Raw genomic sequence first — 24,931 nt, 5'->3', positions numbered from 1 at the left:
CTACCTTCAATTTATGAGCTTGCAAGCTCTTATTTCACACTACGAAAAGGCCGATTTCAGTGAGTTACAAGGTATTCGTCATAAACGGACCCAACCTAAACCTGCTGGGAACCCGAGAACCTGATGTCTATGGCCACACCACTCTTGCAGACATTGAAGACGTGACCGTTACGGCAGGGAAGACATTAGAAATAGATATTGTATTCCGCCAAAGTAATGAAGAAGGCGTTATCGTAAATTGGGTGCATGAAGCGCAAAGAGACGGGCACGGACTGATTATTAACGCTGCTGGTTACACCCACACTTCAGTTGCAATTATGGATGCCTTACTGGCAACTCAAATTCCAATCATTGAGGTTCATTTATCCAATATTTACAAACGAGAAGAATTCCGGCACCACTCATACATATCTAAAGCTGCTAACGGCGTAATCTGCGGATTCGGATCACAAGGCTATGTCCTAGCAGTAAATGCAATGGCAAAACTATTAAAGAGCGAACAAATCTGATGACAAAAGCAACCAAAGAAGTTTCTAATTCAGACGATGATTTTAATAGTCAGCTTGTAAGGCAACTGGCCGAAATCCTGGACGAAACCAACCTCTCGGAAATTGAATATGATATGGGTGGGCTTAGAATTCGAGTAGCCCGCCAAATCAAAGAGGCTTCGTATATGGTTGCCGCTCCTACTGCGCCGATGGCATCTCCGGCTTCTGCAGCCTTGGTACCTGCCAATGGTGATCAATCAGTTGCAGACCCTTCAAATCACCCTGGGGCCATTAAAGCCCCAATGGTTGGTGTCGCTTACTTGGCTGCAGAACCAGATACTCCTCCATTTATAAAAACTGGAGATAAGGTTGAAGAAGGACAAACTCTTCTCCTTATCGAAGCTATGAAAACATTTAATCCGGTTCGCGCAAACAAAGCTGGAACAGTTACCTCTGTTCTCGTAACGGATGGTCAACCTGTCGAGTTCGATCAGACGCTTGTTGTAATTAACTAACTCAAGCGAGGCGTCATGTTCGAAAAAATTCTTATTGCCAACAGGGGGGAAATAGCTCTCCGCATCTTACGCGCTTGCCGAGAAATGGGCATTCGCACCGTCGCAGTTCATTCAACTGCCGATGCCGAAGCAATGCATGTCAGATTGGCTGATGAATCTGTATGTATTGGTCCACCGCCGGGAACTGATAGCTACCTAAACAAGGCGGCAATCATATCGGCGGCGATGGTAACTAATGCGGATGCTATTCATCCTGGATACGGTTTTCTATCTGAGAACGCCGATTTCGCTGAAATGATTGAAGAGCATGGGATAACTTTTATCGGGCCAACCCCGGAACATATTCGGATCATGGGCGATAAAGTAGAAGCCAAGCTGGCTGCCAAAAGAAGTGGTATCCCGGTCGTACCAGGCTCAGATGGGGCCGTAGAAACACCGGATGACGCACTCAAGGTCGGAGCAGAAATCGGTTACCCCGTTCTCATTAAAGCCTCCGCAGGTGGTGGTGGGCGCGGAATGAAAGTCGCAGAGACAGAAAAAGACGTTGTCGAAGCCTTTAAGGTTGCTTCAAGTGAAGCAAAGTCTGCGTTCGGAAATGGCGAAGTCTACATGGAGAAATACCTTTCTAACCCGAGACATATCGAAATTCAGGTTCTTGCAGACTCTTTTGGAAATGTTGTTCACTTGGGCGAACGCGATTGTTCATTGCAACGAAAACACCAAAAGGTATTAGAGGAATCTCCATCACCAGCGCTAAATGACAGCGAACGCAAAAGAATTGGAAAAGTCGTTTGCGACGCAATGCGCGAGATAGGTTATCGCAATGCTGGAACCGTCGAATTCCTATACGAAAATGGAGAATTCTATTTCATTGAGATGAACACCAGACTACAGGTCGAGCATCCCATTACAGAAATGGTGACGGGTATTGATCTGGTACGAGAACAAATCAGAATTGCTGACGGCGCAACGCTAGATTTCAAGCAAGAAGATATCGTTATGTCAGGGCACGCCATTGAGTGTCGAATAAACGCAGAAGATCCAGTTACTTTTACGCCCTCCCCTGGGAAAGTTGTTGAATATCATATGCCCGGTGGCTTGGGAGTTCGGGTGGACTCAGGCCTTTTTGCTGGTGCAGTTGTGCCACCTTACTACGATAGTATGATTGCAAAACTGATTGTCCATGGACGTAATAGAAACGAGTGCCTTATGAGATTGAGGCGTGCTTTAGGTGAATTTGTGATTGGTGGCGTCAAGACAACAATTCCGTTGCACGAAAAACTTGTAAATGCGCCAGATTTTATCGATGGATCATACGATATTCGTTGGCTAGAAAAGTTTGTGCTTGAGACTGAGGAGTAACAGCTGCACAGGTGACACAAATCACCCCAGAATTGCTGCTTAAAGCTTATGCTTTTGGAGTTTTTCCAATGGCCAAGTCTCGCCATGATCAAGATGTATATTGGGTGCAACCCAAAGAACGCGGCATAATACCGTTAGTTGACTTCCACATTCCGAAATCTTTACGCAAAGCTCTTAGGCGCTCTGCATTCACGGTTAGAATAGATACTGCGTTCGATGAAGTTATATCCGGTTGTGCAGAATCCAGTTCTGACAGAGAAGACACGTGGATCAATCAGAAAATTGTAGAATTATTCTCCGATCTTTTCGAAGCTGGCCTTGCCCATAGCGTTGAAGTTTGGGATGACGACGAACTTGTCGGGGGATTGTATGGGCTGACAATGGGGGCAGTGTTCTTTGGTGAAAGCATGTTCACTCGAAGGGATAATGCGTCAAAAATTGCGCTTTGCTATCTTGTCGCGCTAATGAAAACTGGCGGATACCTGTTGCTAGACACCCAATTCATTACCGAGCATCTTAAACAGTTTGGCGCTATTGAAATCTCGCACGAAGATTACATGCAACAACTTGGCGCTGCCCTAAAGAAAATGGCGCGATTTGGTCCAATTCCGGATCAGTCTGAAATTGAACGCCTTCTATTCTCGCAGTCCAAGACCCATACATCGTAGACAGCATGATCCATCGCGGATAAAGCCGGGCTAGACGCAAACATCCAGCCTGAAAACACTTGTACGACCGAGCCATCGGATTTCTCATCGTTGATTGTCAAGAAAGCGGCGCTCTCAGGAGTCTCCTCCGGCGGCCGAGTCATACATGTCTGAATTTCGATCGAAATTGTCCCAATCGGAACAACATCACCAACCCAGGCTTCTAGTGTGCTCACCCGGCCAGTGACTTTATCCAACCAACGTAAAACAGCTGTATCCGTTGGTAAGTAGGTCGCGCTAACCATTCCTGGAAACAATAAAATAAAAATGAAAAATGAAAAACGGAGAAACAAGACCAAGCGCCTTAAGATCTATCGATATGAACAACCATCAAGCTTACACAGCAACATGTCGATAGAAAGGCACACATAGGCATCATGAGTCGCCTCCTGTCGCCAGGAAAATGATCTCCCCAACTAAATCCTCAAGCGACTGAAAATCCTGACTATTTTCTATAACTCCGCCATCTTCCAGATTATCCGCAGATTTTCCGGGTCTGAGATCAACATATTTACCGCCCAACAGCCCATCACCAACGATTGAGGCAACGGTATCATTTGGCAGAGATACTGTTGGATCAATCACAAGTTTCACACGGGCCTCATATGTTTGTTGGTCAAGTGATTGAGAGGCCACAGTGCCAACATTAATCCCACTGATCCGAACATCACTGCCAACCTGCAAACCGCCAACCTTCAAGAACGTCGCTTCAACCTCATAACCATCGCGCGTCGCAACTTGTGCTGTGGAATAGGCAAAAAACAAAAAAATCGCTGCAACGAAAAGCACCACAGCACCAAGAACTGTTTCAATGGGGTTCCGCTTCATTCTTACTCCTCACTCTCTTTGCGGCGGTTAGTTTTTGCCCGGGCAACAACCTGATTAAGCAGCGTCTCTAGGACAACCGAGTCCTGAGTGTACGCAACCTTTTGCCCTGATTTGAGCGACTCAAGCTCACCGCCGGGGTGAAGTTCAATGTATTTTTCGCCAAAAATACCGTCGGTTTCAATGACAGCTGCAGTATCCGATGGAATAGCTAAACTCGGATCAAATATCTCAATCGACACCATCGCTTGCTTATCATTTCCAAGCTTGAGTTGGCTTACGCGACCGACATCAATTCCAGCCATCCTAATCGGACTATCAACGCTAAGACCATCGATGCGATTAAATTCGGCAGTTAGCCTGAGCCCGGTGCTTTGAGGAGTCTGAGATTCCGGTGCACCAGAGACAAGCAAAGATAGGATACCTAAGACTAAAATAAGAGTGACGGCTCCTACCGATACTTCTTTGCGGTTCAGATCAACCATCTGGGGTCCAGGCTTCATAATCCCCGGTCGCCTTGGCACGCTCGCCCCCTTTACGATCATGTCCGGGGGGAAGGTAGGCGGTTTCTGTGCCTGTCACATTTTCTAGATGAGGCCGCTGCCAGGACTTCTTAGGACCCTGAATCGGCTCATCAGTGGTGTGGTGCAGCCAGGCATGCCACTCTGCCGGGACTTTAGAGGCCTCAGCATCACCGGCAAAAATCACCCAACGCTCTTCCCGGTTACCAGCCCGCTTTTTATTCGAGCGGTAATAGGTATTACCCAGATCGTCTTCACCGACCTTTTGCCCCCTGAATTTGGTGTAAAGCCTAGTGCCTAAAGTCATAACGGGGTCTTTCCTGAGATACGAAACAGGCCAGGAATATGGCCGTTTTCCGACGTGTCGTCCAGCACTGTGAACCATAGAAATGGCTGGTAATGGATCACTGGAGTGTGAGCCCCAGAACAACAATATATAGCGAAATATTGTTGTTTTTCAGCCCTTAAGCACAAAATATTGTTGAACGATCGGCCCTCAAGGCGTAACTTGTGTGTGCTGGATTTTAGCCTACTACATATTGATTATGTGTTGATTTCCAGCGCGATGGGCTGAGGGGTTTGCTTGAATCGCAGATGTGTCGCGACGGACCAGAATATGGTGCGGATTTTTTTGATTCTGCGCCCGGTTGAGGCGGCAGAGAACATAGTTTGAGGCCGAAACGGCCAAAGAGGGATTTGACATGCGGATTACACGCAGGTTTACAACGGCTGGCACCTCACCCTACAAGAACATCCCGTTTCGAACGATCAAGAGCGAGATCAAAAACCCTGACGGATCTGTGGTTTTTTCCCAGGACGCCATTATGGTCCCTGAGGAATGGTCTCAGGTGGCCTGCGATGTCCTGGCTCAAAAATACTTCCGCAAGGCCGGTATTCCGGCGCGCCTTAAATCCGTCGAAGAAGCCGACGTTCCCAAATTCCTCTGGCGCCAAGAAGCAGATGAAAAGGCCCTCACCCGTTTAAAAACCACACATCGATACGGTGGAGAAACAGATGCCCGCCAGGTCTTCGACCGCCTTGCTGGCACTTGGGCCTATTGGGGTTGGAAAGGTGGTTATTTCGACAGCGACGCAGACGCCGAAGCTTATTTCGATGAAATGCGCTACATGCTATGCAAACAGATGTCAGCGCCGAATTCACCACAGTGGTTTAACACCGGCCTGCATTGGGCCTACGGCATCGACGGTCCGGCACAGGGCCACTTTTATGTCGACTTTGAAACGGGCCGCTTGACCAAGTCGACTGGTGCCTACGAACACCCACAACCCCATGCCTGCTTCATCCAGTCCGTTGGCGACAATCTGGTCAATGACGGTGGAATTATGGACCTGTGGACGCGAGAGGCCCGCCTGTTCAAATATGGCTCCGGGACTGGAACAAACTTCTCGGCCGTTCGCGGTGCAGGAGAAAAACTCTCGGGCGGCGGACAATCATCAGGATTGATGAGTTTCCTTAAGATCGGAGATCGTGCCGCAGGCGCTATCAAATCAGGTGGCACAACCCGCCGCGCTGCAAAAATGGTGATCGTAGATGTTGATCACCCCGATATTGAATCTTTCATTACCTGGAAGGTCAAAGAAGAACAAAAGGTTGCTGCTTTGGTCACGGGATCAAAGCAATGCCAGTTTCATCTCAATGCCATCCTCCAAGCCTGTCGCAACTGGGATGGGGTCGATGGCGAGAGCCGCTTTGATGTCGCCAAAAACGACGCCCTCAAAAAAACTGTCAGAGCAGCCCGCAAAGCCATGTTGCCGGACAATGCGCTACAGCGCGCCATCCAGTTTGCCCGGCAAGGGTACGCGGAGATCGAATTCGAGACCTATGACACGGACTGGGACTCTGAAGCCTACCTCACGGTTTCCGGACAAAATTCAAACAACAGCGTTCGGGTTACCAATGCTTTCTTAGAAGCGGCGCAGAGCGGCAAACCCTGGAACCTCACAAACAGAAGTGACGGCAGCATCGCAAAGACTGTTGACGCCGCAGAATTATGGGACCGCATCGCTGAAGCCGCCTGGCAGTGTGCTGATCCGGGTTTACAATTCGATACAACAGTTAACGAGTGGCACACATGCCCCAACTCAGGACGGATTAATGGCTCAAACCCCTGTTCCGAGTACATGTTCCTCGATGATACCGCCTGCAACCTTGCTTCCCTGAACCTGCTGACATTCCGACAGAATGGGAACGGCTTCGATGTCGATGGCTTTGCGCACGCCACACGCCTTTGGACCATCAGCCTCGAGATCTCGGTCCTCATGGCGCAGTTTCCCTCTAAGGAAATCGCCAAGCGGTCTTATCAGTTCCGCACGTTAGGTTTGGGTTACGCAAACATCGGCGGGTTGTTGATGGCAAATGGCATTGCCTACGACAGCAATGAGGGCCGAGCCCTCTGCGGCGCGATCACAGCCCTTATGACCGGAGTGTCCTATGCAACATCGGCCGAAATGGCGGAAGAACTTGGTGCCTTTCCCGGATATGAAACCAACAAAGCCGACATGCTGCGGGTTATCCGTAATCATCGGCGGGCCGCCTATGGCCATCAAGATGGATACGAGGGCCTGAGTATTCGGCCCGTTCCCCTGAATGGTGCAGACTGTCCCAACGCTGACATCACTTCTGCAGCTAAAAAAGCCTGGGACTCAGCACTTGAAACCGGCAATGAACATGGCTTCCGCAATGCACAAGTGTCTGTCATTGCGCCTACGGGCACCATCGGCCTTGTGATGGACTGCGACACGACGGGCATTGAACCCGATTTTGCCCTGGTGAAATTTAAAAAGCTTGCAGGTGGCGGCTACTTCAAAATCATGAACCGCATCGTCCCGCTTTCGCTTCAAACCCTGGGCTACACAGATACTCAGATTCAAGAGATTCAGGCATACGCCGTTGGTCACGCCAGTTTGGAAGATGCCCCAGGCGTAAACCACAAATCCCTGATGGACCGCGGCTTTGACGGCGATGCACTTGCGGCTGTTGAGGACGCGCTGGCAAATGCTTTCGACATTAAGTTTGTCTTCAACAAATACACACTTGGCGAAGAGTTCTGCACAGAGCGGTTAGGGTTAGACGCAGAAGACTTGAACCGTCTTGATTTTAATATGCTCCTAGCTCTAGGGTTCAAGACAGAAGAGATTGAAGCGGCCAACATTTATGCCTGTGGTGCCATGACCCTTGAAGGGGCACCCGGATTGAAGGATGAACACCTTCCGGTCTTTGATTGCGCCAATCCTTGTGGGCGAACCGGCACACGTTTTCTGTCTGCGGCAAGCCACATCGGGATGATGGCCGCCGCACAGCCCTTCATTTCAGGTGCGATCTCTAAAACCATCAATATGCCAAATACAGCAAGCATAGACGACTGCCGCAATGCTTACATTCAATCCTGGCAGCTTGGTCTTAAAGCCAACGCGCTCTATCGTGACGGCTCTAAACTCTCGCAACCCCTTGCCTCCGCTGTCTTTGATGAGGTGGGTGACGATGAAGACGACACAGCCTCAAGGATTGAAGATGTTGCCGCACAGTCAGCCCCTGCCCGCGCTGAAATTATTGCGGAGCGCATTGTAGAGCGGGTGGTTGCCAGAGAGCGTCTAAAACTGCCTGACCGCCGCAAAGGTTATACGCAAAAGGCGTTGGTCGGTGGCCATAAAGTCTATCTGCGAACGGGTGAATATGACGATGGCAACATCGGCGAGATCTTCATCGACATGCATAAAGAAGGGGCTGCGTTCCGCAGTCTCATGAACAATTTTGCAATCGCCATCTCAATCGGTCTGCAATACGGCGTCCCACTCGAAGAATACGTTGATGCCTTTACTTTCACCCGGTTCGAGCCGGCAGGCATGGTCGAGGGCAACAGCTCCATCAAAATGGCTACGTCGATTCTTGATTACATCTTCCGCGAACTTGCTGTCTCTTATTTGGGACGTTACGAACTCGGGCATGTAGAGCATGCGGATATTAAACCAGATGCCATGGGCGAAGGTGAAGCAGCAGAAAAACTACTGGAGATGGCAGAACGGACAGTATCGCAAGGCTATATCCGTTCGAGCAATCTGTATTTCCTGAACCCAGGCGACCAGCGCAAAGACAAAGTGGAAAGCGTTACCACAACAGAAACCATTATGACCCTTGATACGGCTGTAGGTGCATCATCGCATATGGGAACTGGGAGTTCTGGACAAACCGATGCCCGAGAAAGCAGAGCGTCGGTGATGGCAGGCCCGCCGCCATCTTCAGCCAATAGTGATAAAATGGCGGCCGTCACTAAGGCAAAAATGCAGGGTTACGAAGGAGATGCCTGCGGAGAGTGTGGTAACTTCACTTTAGTGCGTAACGGCACCTGCATGAAGTGCAACACCTGCGGCGCAACAAACGGCTGCTCTTAGGTCTATGGGATAAGGAACTAAGAGTATAGTGACGCAAGGGGTTCCAAGGCGTGTTAAATGCTCACCGGCTTACCATAAGGATCAGCGGGCAATGACGTTTCCCTCTTCTCTTTCGCATAGAGCCCTTGCTGACCCGCTGGCTCCGATTAGTTCAATTGCCCGCCAGGATTCTGACAAGGCTTGGCTGAACGAGCTGTTCAACGGCTTTTTACGTGTGATGATTCCCACCCCCCAAACCTATGCCAACTGCCGCTTACAGGCAGAAGATGTCGTTCACACCCTGCGCCGCGCACTCTATCCACTGCGCATGGCAGGAAGTGTGACTGGAGATTCTCTGGTGGTCGGCAGTGTTGGAAAACGCACAGCCCTGTCACCTGTCACCTGCGTTGATGTACTCTACCTCCTCCCTTCAAAACTGAGGGTAAGCCGCACAGCAGATGCGCTTAAAGTCCTGCACGCTGGATTGGCTGACCAATATGAGGCCAGTGTTATAACGGCAGCCGACCTTGGTGTTACAATTACAATGTCGGATCGGAGTGTTCGGATCATTCCAGCTCTTGAGCAAGGAAATGGGTTTAAAATTCCCGGTCCAACAACCATGCAACGCGCATCCGGCTGGCGCATTACAAATCCAGTCTCTGAAGCTGCAACACTGCGTTTGAGTGATAGCCTCAATACCGGGCAAACGAGACGGTTACTGACTGTGCTCAAAGCGTGGCGCGATCATACCCAAACACCAATAGACTCTTTGACGTTAGAGATCCTCGTTCAGGAATTTCTTGCAACTCAAAAACGCTGCACCACCTTGGCTGATTCCTTCAAAGCCTTCCTCGCGTGGGCCCGATCAAAACCCACGGGCCGCATTACAGCTCCTGGAGCGATAACAAACCTTGATTTAGATGACTCTTGGCATGGCAATGCCAAGGCAGCGTATTGGCGGATTACACTGGCGGAACAAACAGCGGCAACGGATAAGATAAAAGCCGCTTTGGAGTGGCGTCACATCCTTGGCATTAATTTTCCGGTGCCTGAGAGTACCGGAACACCAACACCGCCAATTCTAGATGCCTGTGCTTAGAGCAATTCAGAGTTTTTAACTCAAAAACTTACAGATCGCATTGTGTCTGCGTTCTGGCATAGCCCGAGAAACAAGCTCCCCGTTCCAGCATCGATATATGTGAGACTGCTTTTCCCACGGGCTTTTGGCTTAAAGCTTTGCAAGACGAAGACCGCGTTGACTGTTGAACGCATGACTTGCCCATCAAATTGACGCGTCAGGATCAAGTTCCCGGACCTTGGCAACCGGCCAGCACAGGTATGGGCATTTGGGCGGTCAATTTTGTAAGTGACAGGGATGCCCCAAGCGTTGATCGTCTCCTCAGCATCCAGGCCGAGCGTTTTCCAAGGAACATAGCCCTCTAATTCGCCTGGGCCGCAACTGTATTCTGCAACACCATTACCGGTCAGGTCTGGACAGGGCAAACGGGGTAAGCCGTTTTCCTGCATTGCTGTAGACATCGCGTGGGCCAGAACTGTGGCCTTAATAAAATCGAACTGATCGCTCATGTCTGCGCGTTGTTCTTCAACTGAGAGGCCAACCCAATAAGTCGTCAGGCCAAACAGGCCACTGACTAAAAAACACCCTAGAAGCAAAGCACGTATATTCTCGCCTGCGGTACGGCGGCGTTTTGTATGTGACCGCATCCACCGCTGCAACTGCGGCATGGCAATTCCGCGTGACCGCGAAACTGATCCGCGTGCGCGTGATGTTTTAAACTCAGACATATGCGCTTAATACGCGAAAAAATGCCTAAGGTGTTGAAAAAATGACATTTTTGTTTCAGGTCAAAACTAAAAAAATCCGTTGCACGACAAGCAGAATAGGGTCGCCGCAAGACTACGCAGACCTCTCAGGACAGGAAACCTTCTGCGCTAGTATAAAAACCTGCTGCGCACGGTGCCTTCAATGGCCTCGACATCCTGGCGTATGCCCATACCCACAGCGACGTCGCCAAGCACATCCGTGACCACATAGCCGATTTGACCATCGGTTCTGAGATACTGCCCAGCGATATTGATATTCCGGCTGGAAAAGACGTTGTTGATTTTTGACAGAACACCGGGCACATCGCGGTGAATATGCATGAAACGCACGGCATCCTTTTGGGGCGGCAGCGCGACTTCAACAAAGTTCACCGCGCCGAGCGTTGAGCCGTTGTCAGAATACTTTACCAGCTTATCGGCCACCTCTGTGCCGATGTTGGCTTGGGCCTCGAGCGTACTTCCCCCGATATGAGGCGTCAGAATGACATTCTTAAGACCCCGCAGGGGGCTCATGAACTCTTCATCTGGTGTGGCGGGTTCTTTGGGAAAAACGTCGATGGCGGCACCGGCAAGGTGACCATTTTTCAAATATTTCGTCAGGGCATCAATATCGACCACGTTCCCGCGCGAGGCGTTAATTAAATGTGCGCCTTTCTTCATCGACATCAAGCACTGTTCATGAATCATACCTGCCGTTAATTCTGTGGCGGGTACATGCAGCGATACCACATCAGACTGCTCCAGTAGCTCAGTCAAGTCCCTCACCGCTGTGGCATTGCCGAGTGCCAGTTTCTCAACGATGTCATAGAACACCACCCGCATGCCAAGCGCCTCGGCCATCACGGACAATTGTGTTCCGATATGGCCATAGCCAACAATGCCTAGAATTTTGCCACGTAATTCGTAAGACCCTTCAGCCGACTTAAGCCACCCCCCTTCATGGGCCAACGCAGATTTTTCAGGAATACCGCGCAACAACATAATGGCTTCGGCCAGCACCAGTTCGGCAACAGACCGGGTGTTAGAATAAGGGGCGTTAAAAACAGGAATACCGCGCATCTTAGCCGCAGTGGTGTCCACCTGATTGGTGCCAATACAAAAGCAACCAATGGCCATGAGCTTCTCTGCGGCCTTTAGCACCCGTTCCGTAATCTGCGTGCGAGACCGAATGCCGACCATATGGGCATCAGCTATTTTCTCAATCAGGTCCTCTTCATCCAAAGCCCCCTTATGCTGCTCAATGTACTCGTAGCCATGGCGCTGGAAAAGAGCCACTGCGTTCTCATGGACATTCTCAAGAAGAAGAACTTTTATTCTGTCTTTCGGGAGAGAAAGCTTATTCATAACACTGCGACCTTGCCTTGCGAGTCCGGTGCCTTGACGGCCCAGGAAACCCTTCTATTTGTTGGTTTATCACGGATTACCGTGACTTTTGCACTCCCGATCCGCCCATAACTTGTATATCTTGATCATACTTAACCTGTGCTGTCTGTGAGTTAGCACATTTCAATTGCAGCTTGGAGCCCCAAAACCAATGATCCAGATTTGCACTCACGTCATAAACCGTGCCCCAGGAGTACAATCGTAATGAGCAGTGGTATTGAAGCCCGCTTGACTGAGCTTGGGTTATCTCTGCCTGAGGCTTCAGCACCGGTTGCAAACTATGTTCCCTTCGCGGTTTCTGGCTTTCTGGTCTTCATTTCAGGCCAGTTGCCGATGAAAGATGGAAAACTGCTGTTTTACGGAAAAGTCGGGGATGATGTTTCGGTCGGAGAAGCTGTGATCTGCGCCCGGCAAAGCGCCTTAAATATCATCGCTCAACTGAAGTCCGCCTGTGACGGCGACTTAGACCGGGTCAAACGTATTATTAAACTCGGTGGATTTGTCGCCGGCGGCCCAGACTTCACAGAGCACCCCAAGGTGATCAACGGCGCATCAGATTTGATGGTAGATGTCTTTGGCGATGCGGGCCGCCATGCCCGCGCGGCTGTTGGCTGCCCCTCCCTGCCCCTTGATGCGCCGGTCGAAGTCGAGGCCGTGGTTGAAATTAGTTAATACAACTCGCAAGACAATATCTGGCACGACACTTTAGGGTATGACTGACGTTTCACAAGACTTCCGCAACATCGATTTTGACTCGATGACCGTTCGCATCGTGCCATCGATACACGACATTGATGCTGCGCAATGGGATGCGTGCGCCCGGGTCCCCGACTGTAACCCTTTCGTGCGCCATGCGTTCTATAGTGCGCTTGAAGATTCCGGGTCTGTTACGGCAGACACGGGCTGGCAATCCCAGCATGTCGCCGTGGAGACTCCTGACGGAACTCTCTTGGCCTGTGCCGCCATGTATTTAAAAGATCACTCTTATGGTGAGTATGTGTTTGACTGGGGTTGGGCCAACGCCTACGAGCGTGCTGGAGGGCATTATTACCCCAAGCTTCAATGTGCCGTGCCCTTTACGCCCGTGACCGGGCCTCGCCTGATGACTCGCCCCGGTCTTGAGGCACAGACCATCGTTGCACTGAAACGCACCCTGCTGGCCGGAATGATTGAGGTGGCCGACCGGCTGAATGTGTCCTCGCTGCACATCACGTTTCCGGGCGAAGACGACTTCGCCCTGATGGCCGAGGCCGGCTTGCTGGAGCGGTATGGCCAGCAGTTTCACTGGAAGAATGAGAACTACGCCGATTTTGACGGCTTCCTGAACGCTTTGTCTTCGCGCAAACGCAAGAACATCCGCAAAGAGCGCGAAAAGGCCAACGCCAGCGGGGTAGATATTTACGCTGTCAGCGGCGACGGCATCACCACCCGTCACTGGGATGCGTTCTATCGCTTTTATCGCCTGACCTCAGACCGTAAATGGGGTCAAGCCTACATGACCCGATCATTTTTCAACCTCTTATCGGAGCGCATGGGAGATCAGGTTGTTTTGATTATGGGTGAAGAAGGCGGAGACATCGTCTGCGGCGCCTTAAACTTACTGGGCGGTGATACCTTGTATGGTCGCAATTGGGGGACGATCGTTAATTATCCCATGTTGCACTTCGAGGTCTGTTATTACCGCGCCATCGACTACGCCATCGACCACGGCTTGGCCTGGGTCGAAGCCGGGGCGCAGGGGCCGCACAAACTGCAGCGGGGTTATTTGCCACGCAAGACCTACTCGGCCCATTGGATTGCAGATGACGGCTTTCGCCAAGCGGTGGCGCAGTTCCTTAAACAAGAACGGCCCGCCGTTGAAGACGATGTCGATACGCTGACAGAAATGGGACCGTTTAAGCGCACCGGTCGGATATCTTAATCCGGCTGCTTTAAAGACCCAGATTGGCGCGGTTAAAGCGGCGGTCTGGATCAAGCACACCTTTCAGATCTGACAACAGGCGTGCGGTTTCCGGTGCCAGGGCATCCTGATAGCGATAGAATTTGGCCAACTGGACATGCACCGCGCCAAGGTCGTGAAAGAAATCACGCAACTCAAACCTGAGTTTTTGGGCATAGGCGCGGGCGTGCGGGTTGGCCGGGATGAACTTGAACTTTTTCGCTTCCTCAGCGGGCAGATGGCGCAGGTGATGTTCGCTCACTTCATCCACCCAGTAAAAACTGGGCTCACACATGAAGTACCCCTGGCCATAGTTGGTCATGTAGGATTCCCACATGCCGTGTTGATCCATTTCGGCGCGGCGGCTGTTGAAGAAGTCCTGCACCGCAGTGGCCACTTCAACGGCGCGGCTCAGCGGCCACAGTGAATTGGTCGGCACCCAGCGCTGGCCATCCTTGCCGAGAAAACCGCGCACCGAGAAGCCACGGGCTTCCATCGCCCGGGGCATGATGTTGGCAATCTCGCGGCTGCGTTTGAGGCAAATGTCGCGGACGATTTGCAGACCGGCCTCCGCAGCATCCTGGGTCAAGCCCTCGACCGTGAGATGAAGCGACCACTTCACCCCATCCATGAAATTGGTTCCGGCGGTGGCCATCTTCATGGAATCCATAAGGCCCGACACTAGGCTTGAGCCGGTGGTGGTGACATCGCCGAGGGTTTTGATCGCCTCCTTGAAGCCGACCTTGGCGGCGTTCTGACTTTTGAAGGGATCAAGACCGACGCGGCGGGTGACAAAGTCATAAGGGCCAAGCTCAATCATTGTCTCGGCCATATCTTCATAGGTTTCAAAGGCAAACGAGCCGTGGGCCGTAACCCCGACCTTTTTGCTGATATGCAGCGACACCCCGGTTTTGATTCCAAAGGATCCGGTGTCGCCGAGAAACAAACCTGTGAGATCCGGACCATAGTCGCGGAAGAACGGCGTGTCTGGACTCACCCGTCCCCAGGAGCCGGTGCGTACCTTTGCCCCATCGGCGCGCACAACTTCTAGGCCGAGCACGCCTTTCATGGTCGACGGCACATTCTGGGACATCGCCCCGCCGACAGTGGAATAAAGACCGGAAAACGGCGCAGGAAAATCAAGCTTCAGGCCATGCTCTTTCAAGGCATCAGCAACGCTGATCCAGGTGCAGCCCGCATCAACCACGACATAGCGATCTGTCACGTTGATCTCCCGGATACGGTTAAGACGCCGCAAATCCATCAACATGCAGCCCTGCTCGGCTGGCACATAGCCCTTGGTGTACGACATGCCCCCACCACGAATGGAAATGTACAGGTTCAAATCTGCCGCTGCTGTGACCAGACGGGCAACCTCGTCCGGAGAACCTGGCTGCACCACAACATCGGCCGTTTCAGACTCATCCCAGAAAAAGATATCATTACTGTAGACACTGCGCTCGGCCTCTTCAGTGATGACGTATTCGTCACCCACAATGGCCGCAAGCATCGATTGAATATCTTTGGTGGGATGAGCCGTATCAGGCATTATGAAGCGTCCTCTTTAGGATTAGTCGTTCTTTGGTGTGATGGGCGTCGCGTCGCCATTTTCGTCGATTGCAACGTAGGTGAAAAGCCCCGCTGTGACCATCAGCGGTGATCCGTGGCGGGCCCGCCTCACCCAGGTCTCCACATGCAGCACCACAGACGTCCGCCCCATACGCGTGATTGTGGTGTAACAAGAGACCTCATCACCAATATGGATGGGTTTATGAAACTTCATACCATCAATGGCGACGGTCACGACGCGCGTTCCGGTATAGCTCGCCGCATGCGTCGCGCCCGCCAAATCCATCTGGCTTAAGACCCAGCCGCCAAAAATATGGCCAGCGGGATTGGTATCAGCAGGCATGGCAACGGTGCGAATAGAAAGTTCGCCTTGAGGGATTTTGGGGTCTATGGGCTCAGTCACGCGGGAACCTTTTCCACAACATATTGTAAGTAAAGGGGAATATTCCTACCTTATGCAGTTGTTGGCTGCATCACTCTGTATATAATGCGCCCATGTCAGACCTTTTCCAACAGACCGGCGCTAAGAAATCAAAATACACCGCCAAGGACATTGAAGTCCTTGAGGGCCTAGAGCCTGTGCGCCGCAGGCCGGGCATGTACATCGGTGGCACCGACGAAAAAGCCCTGCATCACCTGGTTGCTGAAGTTCTTGATAACGCGATGGATGAAGCGGTCGCTGGACATGCCACCAGTATCGAGGTTCACCTGGGTAAAAACAACGAAGTCACGGTGCGCGACAATGGCCGCGGCATCCCCGTTGACCCGCACCCAAAGTTTCCCAGCAAATCCGCCCTTGAAGTCATCATGACGACCCTCCATTCCGGCGGAAAGTTTGGCGGCGGAGCGTACAAGACTTCTGGCGGCCTGCACGGGGTCGGCGTGTCCGTCGTCAACGCTTTATCAGAAGAAATGACTGTCGAAGTCGCGCGCGATAAAGCCTTATGGACTCAAAATTTCAGTCGCGGCGAAGTAAAGTCAAAACTGAAAAAGTTAAAAGAAATCGCCAACCGGCGCGGCACGGTTATCAGTTTCAAACCAGACCTGAGCATCTTCGGAGCCGACGCTGCCTTTAAGCCTGCGACCATTTATAAAATGGCGCGCTCAAAAGCTTATCTGTTTGAAGGCGTAAAGATCAAATGGTCTTGCGATGAATCCTTAATTCGCGGAAAAGACGACACACCAGCTAAAGTAGAGTTACACTTCCCCCAAGGCCTCAAGGATTATCTATCCTCTGTTACAGCAGGACGGGAGTTGGTTGGTGAATGCATCTTCTCAGGCTCGGTTGAAACCTCTGATGAAACCGGTCGCGTTGATTGGGCCGTTTGCTGGCCGGAAGACCAAGACGGTTTTCTGAACTCCTACTGTAATACGATACCCACGCCGGAAGGCGGCACCCATGAAGCCGGGTTTAGAACCAGCCTTGGCCGGGCCCTTAAGTCTTTCGGCGAGATGGCTGGTAATAAAAAAATCAGCGCGATCACCGCCGAAGATGTTGTTGGTGGGGCGTGCGGCATGCTGTCGGTATTTATTCCTGAACCACAGTTTCAGGGCCAAACCAAAGAAAAACTGTCCTCGGCCTCTGCGACCAAACTGGTCGAGAGCATCCTTAAGGATCACTTTGAACACTGGCTTTCAGGTGACCCTGATACGGCCACCCACATTCTTGAATTGGCCCTGTCACGGGCCGATGTGCGTCTGCGCCGTAAGCAAGAAAAAGATCTGGTCCGCAAAAGCGCAACCAAGAGGTTAAGGCTGCCCGGCAAACTCTCTGATTGCAGTCGAGCCACCGCCGAAGGCACCGAAGTGTTTTTGGTGGAAGGAGACTCAGCCGGTGGTTCAGCCAAACAGGCCAGAAATCGGGAAACCCAGGCTATCCTGCCCCTGCGTGGTAAAATTCTCAATGTGGCTTCAGCGTCACAAGATAAGTTGCGCAGCAATCAAGAACTTCAGGATCTTTTTGAAGCTCTTGGGTGTGGCCGAGGGGATAAATTCGATCTCGACAAACTACGGTACGAGAAAGTCGTGATTATGACGGACGCCGATGTCGACGGTGCACATATCGCTGCTTTGTTGATGACCTTCTTTTTCCAAGAGTTACCTGAGTTGGTTCAGGCAGGACGCCTTTATCTTGCTATGCCGCCACTCTATCGCCTAAGCCAAAGAGGTAAGACCTTCTATGCGATGGATGATGCCGACAGAGAGCGGATCGTCGCAACAGAGTTTGACAGCCGTGGGAAGGTAGAGGTCAGCCGGTTTAAGGGACTTGGAGAAATGCCACCGGCACAACTTAAAGAAACGACCATGGACCCTGCGCGGAGAAGTCTGCTGCGCGTTACCCTTCCGGAAACAACAGCATCTTCAAACAGCGACGCCAAGGCGACAGCTGATCTGGTCGAGCAACTCATGGGTAAAAAGCCTGAAGCGCGTTTTCAGTTTATTCAAGACAACGCGGAGTTTGTTACAGACCTTGATGTGTAAGCATGAGTCGGCCCCCGCGTGCTTACAACTTAAAGAGGTGGCAATATGCCTTCTGTCGCGAATACTGCTTTAAAGCCCTCAGCATCGACTGTTGCGGTGATGCTCTTTTTCAGTGCGTTACCAACTCAATCAACTTACGCGCAAAGCGAAGATAAAGCCGTGATGCTGGTGCAAAACTATCGCAACGAAACAGTGACGATGGATTTTTCCTACGTCTTTAGAGACTACAGCTGGCAACTCATGGAGCGTGACATCGGAATTGATGGTGATCTCACCTATAAATTCCCGATAAATTTACCCGGTTGCGATTACCTTGTTGATTGGGGCATCGACAACGGACGGCTAACGATTTCTAACGCTAAAGGTGTGATCTGCACCGAAGACGTTAGCATCTGCGAGCGCCGCACGATCACTGTCGAAGTCCGCAATCAAGTTTGTGACTTGAAAAACAGGTGATCCATCTTCGCGACGTTGCGTGCTTATCCTAACTGATCAAGAATCGCGCCGGGATTGACAATAGCTTCAGGATAGTGCTTTTCAGCCATCTCACGATAGTCATCGGGTAAACCATCCAGATCGTATGACTTACTTCCGAGCGCATGAGACGTGGTGTGGCCTGGGTGATCTCCCATTTCCATCCAGGGACGCCAACTTGTGATTCCGGTGTAACTTAATGTGGAGTCAAGCGTCGGCAGGTCTGGATTGTTCACGTCAGCTTCATTGCCTTTGTAGGTTACAGCTTCGCTATAAATGACACTGCTGGCTTGCGGGTCTGCAGGGACAACTTTCGCGCTGGACGCCTCTGTAATCCAGACATGACCATCTTTAACCGTCACCGGGCCAAGCCAATGCTCAAATCGCATGGACCCCGTAGGCCGCATGGCATCGTCGGAAGCGGTGCGCTGGGTTTCGCCGCCGACTTCCCTTAACGAATAAAACTCCGGCTTCACGACAGACTTGCTTGGGCCGAGCTTCAGTTTAGGCACTTCAACGGTTTTGCCCGTGTAGGGAATTTTAAGCGTATCAATAAGTTTGCCCGTTTCGAAATCCGTATAAAAAGCCAGTTCAAAACTGGTCAGTTCAATCGAACCATCTTCCAAGACTTTATGACGCGCGAATGTGCCTGTTACCATGCCCATCAAGGGTACGATTTCCGCATCGACCACACCGAAGCGCTGGCCCTTGAGCCAGCCCATGGCAATGCGTCCATCTTCACTGCCGCGCATGCGGTGTAGGGTACGTAGCACCTGTACTGGGTCTTTAGGATCGAAATTCCCCGCCGCTTGGCCCGTCCGACTCTGTAGTGCGACGTGTGTCGCAGCAACACCAGCTACCCCTGCTAAAATATTCCGTCTGGATAACGACGACAGACCATTCACTGATAAAACCATAACGACACCTCTACTTAACTAAAATTTCTAAATGACTGCAGCAAACATTGCGTTTACGGATCAGCTACAAGAATTGTCCTGAAACGCGACAGGGCAACTTGCTGTTCCCGCACCTTGGAAAAAGACCTGTTCAGCTTGAGAATCGTATGAGCAACCCCGAACAACCGCGCAGTTGCCGCGCTTCGTAACTGTGTAAACAGATACAGGGTATGTTCCATCTGCTCTGGCGGTGATCAAGGTACAACGTTGTACACCTGGTTTTATGGTCCCGGCGTATAATGTTTCCATACCCGCAAAAGGGCCACCTCTGGTAAAGGCGACGGTCTCCGAACTTCGATTTACGATGCAAAAAGCCTGCGCCTGAGAAGCGGACAACGCCAGCACCAAAATTACACCTAATTTCTTAAGCATCTTAATCCCCCAACGCCTGGAAAACCGGGACAGCCTGACACCACACGTCTTTGTCCACATTTCCAATTTGTCTGTTGAAAGGTATCATGACATCAAAACGGCTTTGAACAAAGCCAATGTCTTTATGCTTTTCAGTCAAAAGAGATGAAATTGCGCCGAATGATATTCACCATACATGTTCGCTTACTGGCCGTTGCACTTGCCTGTGCCCTTTACCCTCTGGCTTTGAGTGCTCAAGAACCGTTACGGGTTGGTGTGGTCGCCTTTCCAGCCAGTGATGGGGACCCACATCGGTCCGTAAGTGTGTTCTCGACTTACACATGGTCGCCAACCTTTGAAACCCTCACTACCTTTCAAGAAGATGGCACTCTCGTAGGCGAGCTCGCAAAATCCTGGCAGCAGATCACCCCCACAACATGGCACTTTGAACTGCGGTCGGATGCGGCATTTTCTAATGGCAGGCCGTTTACGGCAGCCGATGTTGTAAGCTCATTCGACTATCTGAAGACTCCACATGGACAAACATCTAGCGTCGCGCGTGACCTTGATATCATTGCCGGTGCACAAGCACTTGATGCCTACACGCTGGCTGTCACGACCTCCGCGCCGACAGCGATTTTGCCGCGGCTGCTTGCCGCTTTATATATCGTCGAGCCAGATCATTGGGAGACACTCGGCCCCGACGCTTTTGCGCGTGACCCCATCGGCAGTGGACCCTTTGCAATAACCGCCTGGCGCCAGGGCCGTGTGTCCTATGAAACCAATCCGTATTCCTGGCGAAAACCGGTAATCGAAAAGATGGAGGTTTTGCACTTGCCGGAATCAACCAGCAGACTCCAGGCCATTGTTACGGGGGGTATAGATATTGCGATTGGCATGGGGCCTGACGACATACCGTTGATTACGCGTGCTGGCGGCTACATGCACCAGCGCAATCCTATTGATGTCATCAGCATTGCTTTTGTGGTTCAAGACGGACGGCCCGCAAATGATATTCGCGTGCGCCGCGCACTGAATTACGCAGTGAATAAAAATGCCATCACGGAAATTCTGCTCTCGGGGATGAGCCAACCGGCAACGCAAGGGGCCGTGCGGGGCCTTTTGGGATACGATCCAAACTTAAAGCCTTATCCTTATGATCCTGACAGAGCTCGCGCCCTTCTGAAAGAAGCCGGTTATGAGGCCGGGTTTAAACTTGATATCGAAGTGATCATCGGGTCCAACGCTTCGGACAGTGCCATTTATCAATTGGTTGCAGCCAACCTCGCCGACGTTGGCGTCACCCTCAACATTATCTCAATTCCAACGTCCCAGATGGTCCGTATTATCTTGCAAGGGCAATGGAAGGGGGATGGCTTCAGTCAGGTATTTGGGGCGTGGCCGACATTTGAACCGCTCAGAACACTCCGTCTTCATTCTTGCCTCTGGCCGTCGCCCTGGTACTGCGATGAGCGGATTATGCCTACCATGAAAGCCGCTATGGAAACCCCAGACCTAGACGAAAGAATACGCCTCACCCGCGATGTTCTAGGCTTTTATCATGATCAGGCAACAGCCCTGATGCTGCACGAAATTCCACTGCTGGATGGGGTGGGGCCACGCGTTACCGGGTACGCACCCAACAAAGGTAAAATAAATTACGAAACCATAACGTTCGCGGAGGACAATTAAACCGGATCTGGAGCCACACGGCACAGCTTTATGCCCCTATTTCCTCCGGTGAACAGGCTACCCAAGGTGCCCGGCATTTTCTCAAGCCCGTCATCAACGTCCTCCGAGTTCACCAAAAAGCCATCCCGATACCATTGTCTAAGGCGGCCTTCTGCCTCAGCAAACCGATGGCGGTAATCGAAGATAAAGAACCCCTCCATGCGCGCGCGTTTACGCACAAGATTTTTATAGTTTCTTGGCCCTTGGTTCAGGTCATCGCGATAATCGGTTGAGATAAAACCACAGATGACGATGCGGGCGTTCAGAGCGATCCGCGCCAAAACCGTATCCAATAGTTCTCCACCAACATTATCAAAAAAGACATCGACGCCATCTGGACACAGATTATCAAGCCGCTCGCCAACGTCCTCGTTTTTATAATCTATACTCGCATGATACCCGAGCTCATCCGTAAGCCAGGCGCACTTTTCAGCCCCACCTGCAATGCCAATAACACGGCACCCGGCAATACGGGCAATCTGGCCCACAACAGACCCAACGCCGCCAGCTGCGGCAGAGACAACAACGGTGTCACCTGGTTTTACAGCGCCAACATCGACAAGACCAAAATAGGCTGTCGCACCCGCGCTGCCCAAAACCCCGAGCAGTGTTGTTAAGGGGCTAACCGGATGAGGAACAGATTGAAGACTAAGAACGTTTGGATTCTGGAGCGCGGGACTCTGTAACGAATAATTCTGCCATCCCGGAGAAGCGATCACAATGTCACCTTCGGAATATGCAGAATGGCGTGTCTTGGTTACAACGCACACGCCCCTGCCCCGCATGACATCACCAATAGCAATTTTATCATGCATGCTGAGCCCTTTGGAAATATACGACCTCTGAGCTGGTGACGTTCCAAGAGCAATGGTTTTTAAGACAATCTCACCAACGCCTGGGTCCGGTATAGCGTTTTCCGTAAATTCAAAGTGCTTAAAGCCAATGACTTCTTCAGGTTCTGGGTGGCGTGCAAGCAGCCATTGCCGATTTTTTTCCAAAGCTTGATATCCTTTTGCTCAGCACCGACTATGCAACGGCACAGGTTATTGGCCTTCGATTAATAATCAAAGGTATCTATCCGTCAAAGATATCAGGTCTACATCCCGATGCCTTCAGGTAGAGGGGTAAAATATAGGAACTGTGGGAGGAAAATGGTGGACACGACTGGGATTGAACCAGTGACCCCCTCGATGTCAACGAGGTGCTCTCCCGCTGAGCTACGCGTCCATGAATTCATTTTACCTGGGGTTGACCCCGAGGCGTATCCCCGTCTTTTAGGTGGAGATTGCACTTATTGCAAGTGTTTCAGATCGATTGGTTTGAGGTATGCTGGAGCTATAAGGAGTATGCCTGAGTCTGCCTCTATTGGGCTAAGAAGAAGGCGAAGTCAGAGCTGCCCCTAAAGAAAGTATGCGTATGAGTAAGATTACAGATATGGCTGAACCCATTGAAGTGGTTGAACCGACGGAACTCACAACACCGCTGGTTCTGTCCTCTCCTCATTCGGGCGCGCATTATCCAGCCGATCTCATAGATGCCAGCGCTTTGAGCAAAGCCGCATTAAGACGCTCAGAGGACTGTTACGTTGATGAATTGTTCTCAGCAGCAAAAACGATGGGGATTCCGCTAATCAGAGCCTTGTACCCAAGGGCCTACCTGGACTTGAATCGTGAACCCTATGAACTCGACCAAGAGATGTTTTCTGATCCTCTGCCAGACTTCGCAAATACGACATCACCGAGGGTTACTGCTGGGCTTGGGACAATTGCCCGGATCGTTGCAAATCAAAAAGAAATCTATGCGAGAAAGTTGACGTGGGCAGATGCAGACGAGCGCATTAACAGGCTTTATAAACCCTATCACAACGCATTACGCCGTCTCGTCAACGCCGCCAGGGATCAGTTTGGCTACTGTATTTTGTTGGATTGCCATTCCATGCCCTCAGCCGGTTTGCCCCATAGCAAAGATAAAATGAACAAGTCCGTGGATATTGTCCTAGGAGATCGAAATGGACTGTCGTGCTCCTCGCTGGTGACCGAGGAAGCGGAACGTGTTTTCGGCAGCCTTGGATATTCCGTAATCCGCAACAACCCATATGCTGGCGGGTTCACGACACAAAGTTACGGCGACCCCGAAAATGGCGTCCACGCGCTCCAAATCGAAATAAACAGAGCACTTTATGTGGATGAGCGATCCTTAACCCGGCGGCCGGGATTTGCTAAACTGATGGCTGATCTGAGCCTTTTTCTCGAACAGATTGAAGAATTTGGTGCACAAGCGCGGCCCGGACTTGCCTATCATCGATTAAGTGCTGAGTGAACATGCCACCACAAGAGGCACGCCCCTAAGTATCTACAGAATAAGAATATTTTCCGTTCTTATTATCACCCTCCTCTTCGAGCTTGATCGGGACTTCCCTTGTTGTTTGTCACAGCCCGATTTACAATAAACTAGCCTGCGTTATCTCAGGCCCTTCTTTGGCACCTCACAATTGGTCTCTGCGTCATTCGTTATGAAAGAAATAGCTAATCTCACTCTGTACCGTGAAAAATCGACCGTTCATCGGTTTGATGAATTGGGTGACGGAGCCAAAGAAGAAAAGGTCCTGGAAATTCGGTCAAACCGGATCATCCTCCCGCTTAAATTAAAAGATAAAACCTATAGCTGTGTGCTGCGGGGGCAAAACATGCCCGCCACATTACGGCTCGCAGGTATGGTTATTGACCAGTTCCGGCGTGATCCGAACATTGTTCATGACGCCAAAGATATGGATTGGGAAAGCCGTTGGATGCGGGGACAGTCAAGTTATGAATCCAACTATAATTCGGCCTTATGGATCTCTATCCACTTGGATGGCGAACCCATATTTTCGAGTGGCGGAGAAAACGTTGAGGTCATTGATGAGATTGAAATGCTGGCCCATGGCGGAGATGTCAGCCAAGATATAATCAATGAAGCCTCAAGTAATATTGTCGGCGCGTTGGACGATCTGGTTGTCGAACATGATAGCCAGACGGCCTTCGTTTTTTCCTCATTTCCTACATACTACAGAGCTGCAGTGCTCGAACGTAAAAACGGAAAAACAGGGTCTTTTGCCGTTTCAGCTTATCATGTGAATCCCAAAAAACCGGTTCGCCATAGCTACTTCCTCGGCCTCGCAGCAGACATCATTGAGGCTTTAACAATGAGCGAGTTTCTCCAAAGAATTCAGGTTATGGTAAACGACAACTCATTTGAGTCGACGCCGATCACGCCGGCGCAAGTTGGTGCCGCGCGCAATCGTAGAAAAGATTTGATCGATCAAATCTCTGCCTTTGAAAAAACCCACAAGGTGACCTACCGACCAGAGCGGCCGACGTTCTAGTTAGGTCAGACCTCTCTAATTACGACAGGACT

Annotated in this window: 23 protein-coding genes and 1 tRNA gene; 13 read left to right on the top strand and 11 right to left on the bottom strand. The window is 51.1% G+C overall.

The genetic code is table 11. The features are described from left to right. Window positions 1-59: 59 nt before the first annotated feature. The 4 genes from aroQ to aat are packed head-to-tail and all read left to right on the top strand — an operon-like array spanning window position 60 to window position 3,033. A complete protein-coding gene (aroQ, locus tag RIC29_01315; GenBank protein MEQ8733535.1) occupies window positions 60-509 on the top strand; it encodes a type II 3-dehydroquinate dehydratase in 450 nt (149 codons plus the stop codon). Continuing rightward, the gene (locus tag RIC29_01310) at window positions 509-1,003 is read left to right on the top strand and encodes an acetyl-CoA carboxylase biotin carboxyl carrier protein subunit (GenBank protein ID MEQ8733534.1); all 495 of its coding nucleotides are present in this window, start codon (window positions 509-511) and stop codon (window positions 1,001-1,003) included. The genes aroQ and RIC29_01310 overlap by 1 nt, the downstream gene beginning before the upstream one ends. Window positions 1,004-1,018: 15 nt before the next feature. Next, window positions 1,019-2,365 carry an acetyl-CoA carboxylase biotin carboxylase subunit gene (accC, locus tag RIC29_01305; protein ID MEQ8733533.1) on the top strand — a complete coding sequence of 449 codons (1,347 nt, stop codon included), beginning with the start codon at window positions 1,019-1,021 and terminating at the stop codon, window positions 2,363-2,365. 11 nt (window positions 2,366-2,376) lie between these two features. Beyond that, the gene (gene aat / locus RIC29_01300; GenBank protein ID MEQ8733532.1) at window positions 2,377-3,033 is read left to right on the top strand and encodes a leucyl/phenylalanyl-tRNA--protein transferase; all 657 of its coding nucleotides are present in this window, start codon (window positions 2,377-2,379) and stop codon (window positions 3,031-3,033) included. Here the strand turns inward: aat and RIC29_01295 are convergent. The 4 genes from RIC29_01295 to RIC29_01280 form a co-directional block, all read right to left on the bottom strand. After that, window positions 2,979-3,317 (bottom strand): DUF2155 domain-containing protein, encoded by a 339-nt coding sequence (locus RIC29_01295; protein MEQ8733531.1) that lies wholly within the window; start codon window positions 3,315-3,317, stop codon window positions 2,979-2,981. The genes aat and RIC29_01295 overlap by 55 nt on opposite strands. 130 nt (window positions 3,318-3,447) lie before the next feature. Beyond that, complete coding sequence (gene mlaD / locus RIC29_01290; GenBank protein ID MEQ8733530.1) at window positions 3,448-3,900, bottom strand: outer membrane lipid asymmetry maintenance protein MlaD; 453 nt, start codon at window positions 3,898-3,900, stop codon at window positions 3,448-3,450. 2 nt (window positions 3,901-3,902) lie between these two features. After that, on the bottom strand, window positions 3,903-4,382 hold the full coding sequence (locus RIC29_01285) for an MlaD family protein (GenBank protein MEQ8733529.1): 480 nt from the start codon (window positions 4,380-4,382) through the stop codon (window positions 3,903-3,905). Next, window positions 4,375-4,725, bottom strand: a complete 351-nt coding sequence (locus RIC29_01280; protein ID MEQ8733528.1) for an NADH:ubiquinone oxidoreductase subunit NDUFA12 — start codon at window positions 4,723-4,725, stop codon at window positions 4,375-4,377. Before RIC29_01280 ends, RIC29_01285 begins: the two co-directional genes overlap by 8 nt. Window positions 4,726-5,119: 394 nt before the next feature. On the opposite strand from RIC29_01280, the gene RIC29_01275 reads away from it, so the two are divergent. Both RIC29_01275 and RIC29_01270 read left to right on the top strand, forming a co-directional pair. Continuing rightward, window positions 5,120-8,827, top strand: coding sequence for a vitamin B12-dependent ribonucleotide reductase (locus RIC29_01275; protein MEQ8733527.1), 3,708 nt, complete (start codon window positions 5,120-5,122; stop codon window positions 8,825-8,827). 91 nt (window positions 8,828-8,918) lie between these two features. After that, window positions 8,919-9,905 carry a hypothetical protein gene (locus RIC29_01270; GenBank protein MEQ8733526.1) on the top strand — a complete coding sequence of 329 codons (987 nt, stop codon included), beginning with the start codon at window positions 8,919-8,921 and terminating at the stop codon, window positions 9,903-9,905. A gap of 20 nt (window positions 9,906-9,925) precedes the next feature. On the opposite strand, the gene RIC29_01265 is transcribed toward RIC29_01270, so the two are convergent. Together RIC29_01265 and serA are read right to left on the bottom strand one after the other, a co-directional pair. Further along, on the bottom strand, window positions 9,926-10,531 hold the full coding sequence (locus tag RIC29_01265; protein MEQ8733525.1) for a hypothetical protein: 606 nt from the start codon (window positions 10,529-10,531) through the stop codon (window positions 9,926-9,928). A gap of 228 nt (window positions 10,532-10,759) precedes the next feature. Then, a complete protein-coding gene (gene serA / locus RIC29_01260) occupies window positions 10,760-11,995 on the bottom strand; it encodes a phosphoglycerate dehydrogenase (protein ID MEQ8733524.1) in 1,236 nt (411 codons plus the stop codon). Between the two features lie 243 nt (window positions 11,996-12,238). Here serA and RIC29_01255 point away from each other — a divergent pair, with 243 nt between their 5' ends. Together RIC29_01255 and RIC29_01250 are read left to right on the top strand one after the other, a co-directional pair. Next, window positions 12,239-12,706 (top strand): RidA family protein, encoded by a 468-nt coding sequence (locus tag RIC29_01255; GenBank protein MEQ8733523.1) that lies wholly within the window; start codon window positions 12,239-12,241, stop codon window positions 12,704-12,706. Between the two features lie 40 nt (window positions 12,707-12,746). Beyond that, window positions 12,747-13,955 (top strand): GNAT family N-acetyltransferase, encoded by a 1,209-nt coding sequence (locus RIC29_01250; GenBank protein ID MEQ8733522.1) that lies wholly within the window; start codon window positions 12,747-12,749, stop codon window positions 13,953-13,955. Window positions 13,956-13,965: 10 nt separating this feature from the next. Here the strand turns inward: RIC29_01250 and RIC29_01245 are convergent, their stop codons facing one another. After that, on the bottom strand, window positions 13,966-15,522 hold the full coding sequence (locus RIC29_01245) for an FAD-binding oxidoreductase (GenBank protein MEQ8733521.1): 1,557 nt from the start codon (window positions 15,520-15,522) through the stop codon (window positions 13,966-13,968). Window positions 15,523-15,543: 21 nt separating this feature from the next. Then, on the bottom strand, window positions 15,544-15,945 hold the full coding sequence (locus RIC29_01240; protein MEQ8733520.1) for an acyl-CoA thioesterase: 402 nt from the start codon (window positions 15,943-15,945) through the stop codon (window positions 15,544-15,546). Window positions 15,946-16,037: 92 nt separating this feature from the next. Here RIC29_01240 and parE point away from each other — a divergent pair, with 92 nt between their 5' ends. Next, window positions 16,038-18,023, top strand: a complete 1,986-nt coding sequence (gene parE, locus RIC29_01235; protein MEQ8733519.1) for a DNA topoisomerase IV subunit B — start codon at window positions 16,038-16,040, stop codon at window positions 18,021-18,023. Window positions 18,024-18,068: 45 nt separating this feature from the next. Beyond that, window positions 18,069-18,479 carry a hypothetical protein gene (locus RIC29_01230; GenBank protein MEQ8733518.1) on the top strand — a complete coding sequence of 137 codons (411 nt, stop codon included), beginning with the start codon at window positions 18,069-18,071 and terminating at the stop codon, window positions 18,477-18,479. Between the two features lie 23 nt (window positions 18,480-18,502). Here RIC29_01230 and RIC29_01225 read toward each other — a convergent pair whose 3' ends face one another. Next, on the bottom strand, window positions 18,503-19,414 hold the full coding sequence (locus RIC29_01225) for a DUF1838 family protein (protein ID MEQ8733517.1): 912 nt from the start codon (window positions 19,412-19,414) through the stop codon (window positions 18,503-18,505). A gap of 570 nt (window positions 19,415-19,984) precedes the next feature. Here RIC29_01225 and RIC29_01220 point away from each other — a divergent pair. Beyond that, a complete protein-coding gene (locus tag RIC29_01220) occupies window positions 19,985-21,496 on the top strand; it encodes an ABC transporter substrate-binding protein (protein MEQ8733516.1) in 1,512 nt (503 codons plus the stop codon). On the opposite strand, the gene RIC29_01215 is transcribed toward RIC29_01220, so the two are convergent. Together RIC29_01215 and RIC29_01210 are read right to left on the bottom strand one after the other, a co-directional pair. After that, on the bottom strand, window positions 21,493-22,533 hold the full coding sequence (locus RIC29_01215) for an NADP-dependent oxidoreductase (GenBank protein ID MEQ8733515.1): 1,041 nt from the start codon (window positions 22,531-22,533) through the stop codon (window positions 21,493-21,495). The two genes, RIC29_01220 and RIC29_01215, sit on opposite strands and share 4 nt — an antisense overlap. Before the next feature lie 154 nt (window positions 22,534-22,687). Then, a tRNA-Val gene (locus RIC29_01210) sits at window positions 22,688-22,762 on the bottom strand. 189 nt (window positions 22,763-22,951) lie between these two features. Between RIC29_01210 and RIC29_01205 the strand changes: the two genes are divergently transcribed. Together RIC29_01205 and RIC29_01200 are read left to right on the top strand one after the other, a co-directional pair. Continuing rightward, window positions 22,952-23,854 carry an N-formylglutamate amidohydrolase gene (locus RIC29_01205; protein ID MEQ8733514.1) on the top strand — a complete coding sequence of 301 codons (903 nt, stop codon included), beginning with the start codon at window positions 22,952-22,954 and terminating at the stop codon, window positions 23,852-23,854. 193 nt (window positions 23,855-24,047) lie between these two features. Continuing rightward, window positions 24,048-24,899, top strand: a complete 852-nt coding sequence (locus RIC29_01200) for a hypothetical protein (protein MEQ8733513.1) — start codon at window positions 24,048-24,050, stop codon at window positions 24,897-24,899. Window positions 24,900-24,931 lie beyond the last annotated feature (32 nt).

The organism is Rhodospirillaceae bacterium (assembly GCA_040219235.1).
GTDB lineage: Bacteria > Pseudomonadota > Alphaproteobacteria > Rhodospirillales > Rhodospirillaceae > WLXB01.
The sequence above is the reverse complement of the archived record's forward strand: the minus strand, read 5'-3'. Positions and strand labels throughout refer to the sequence as shown.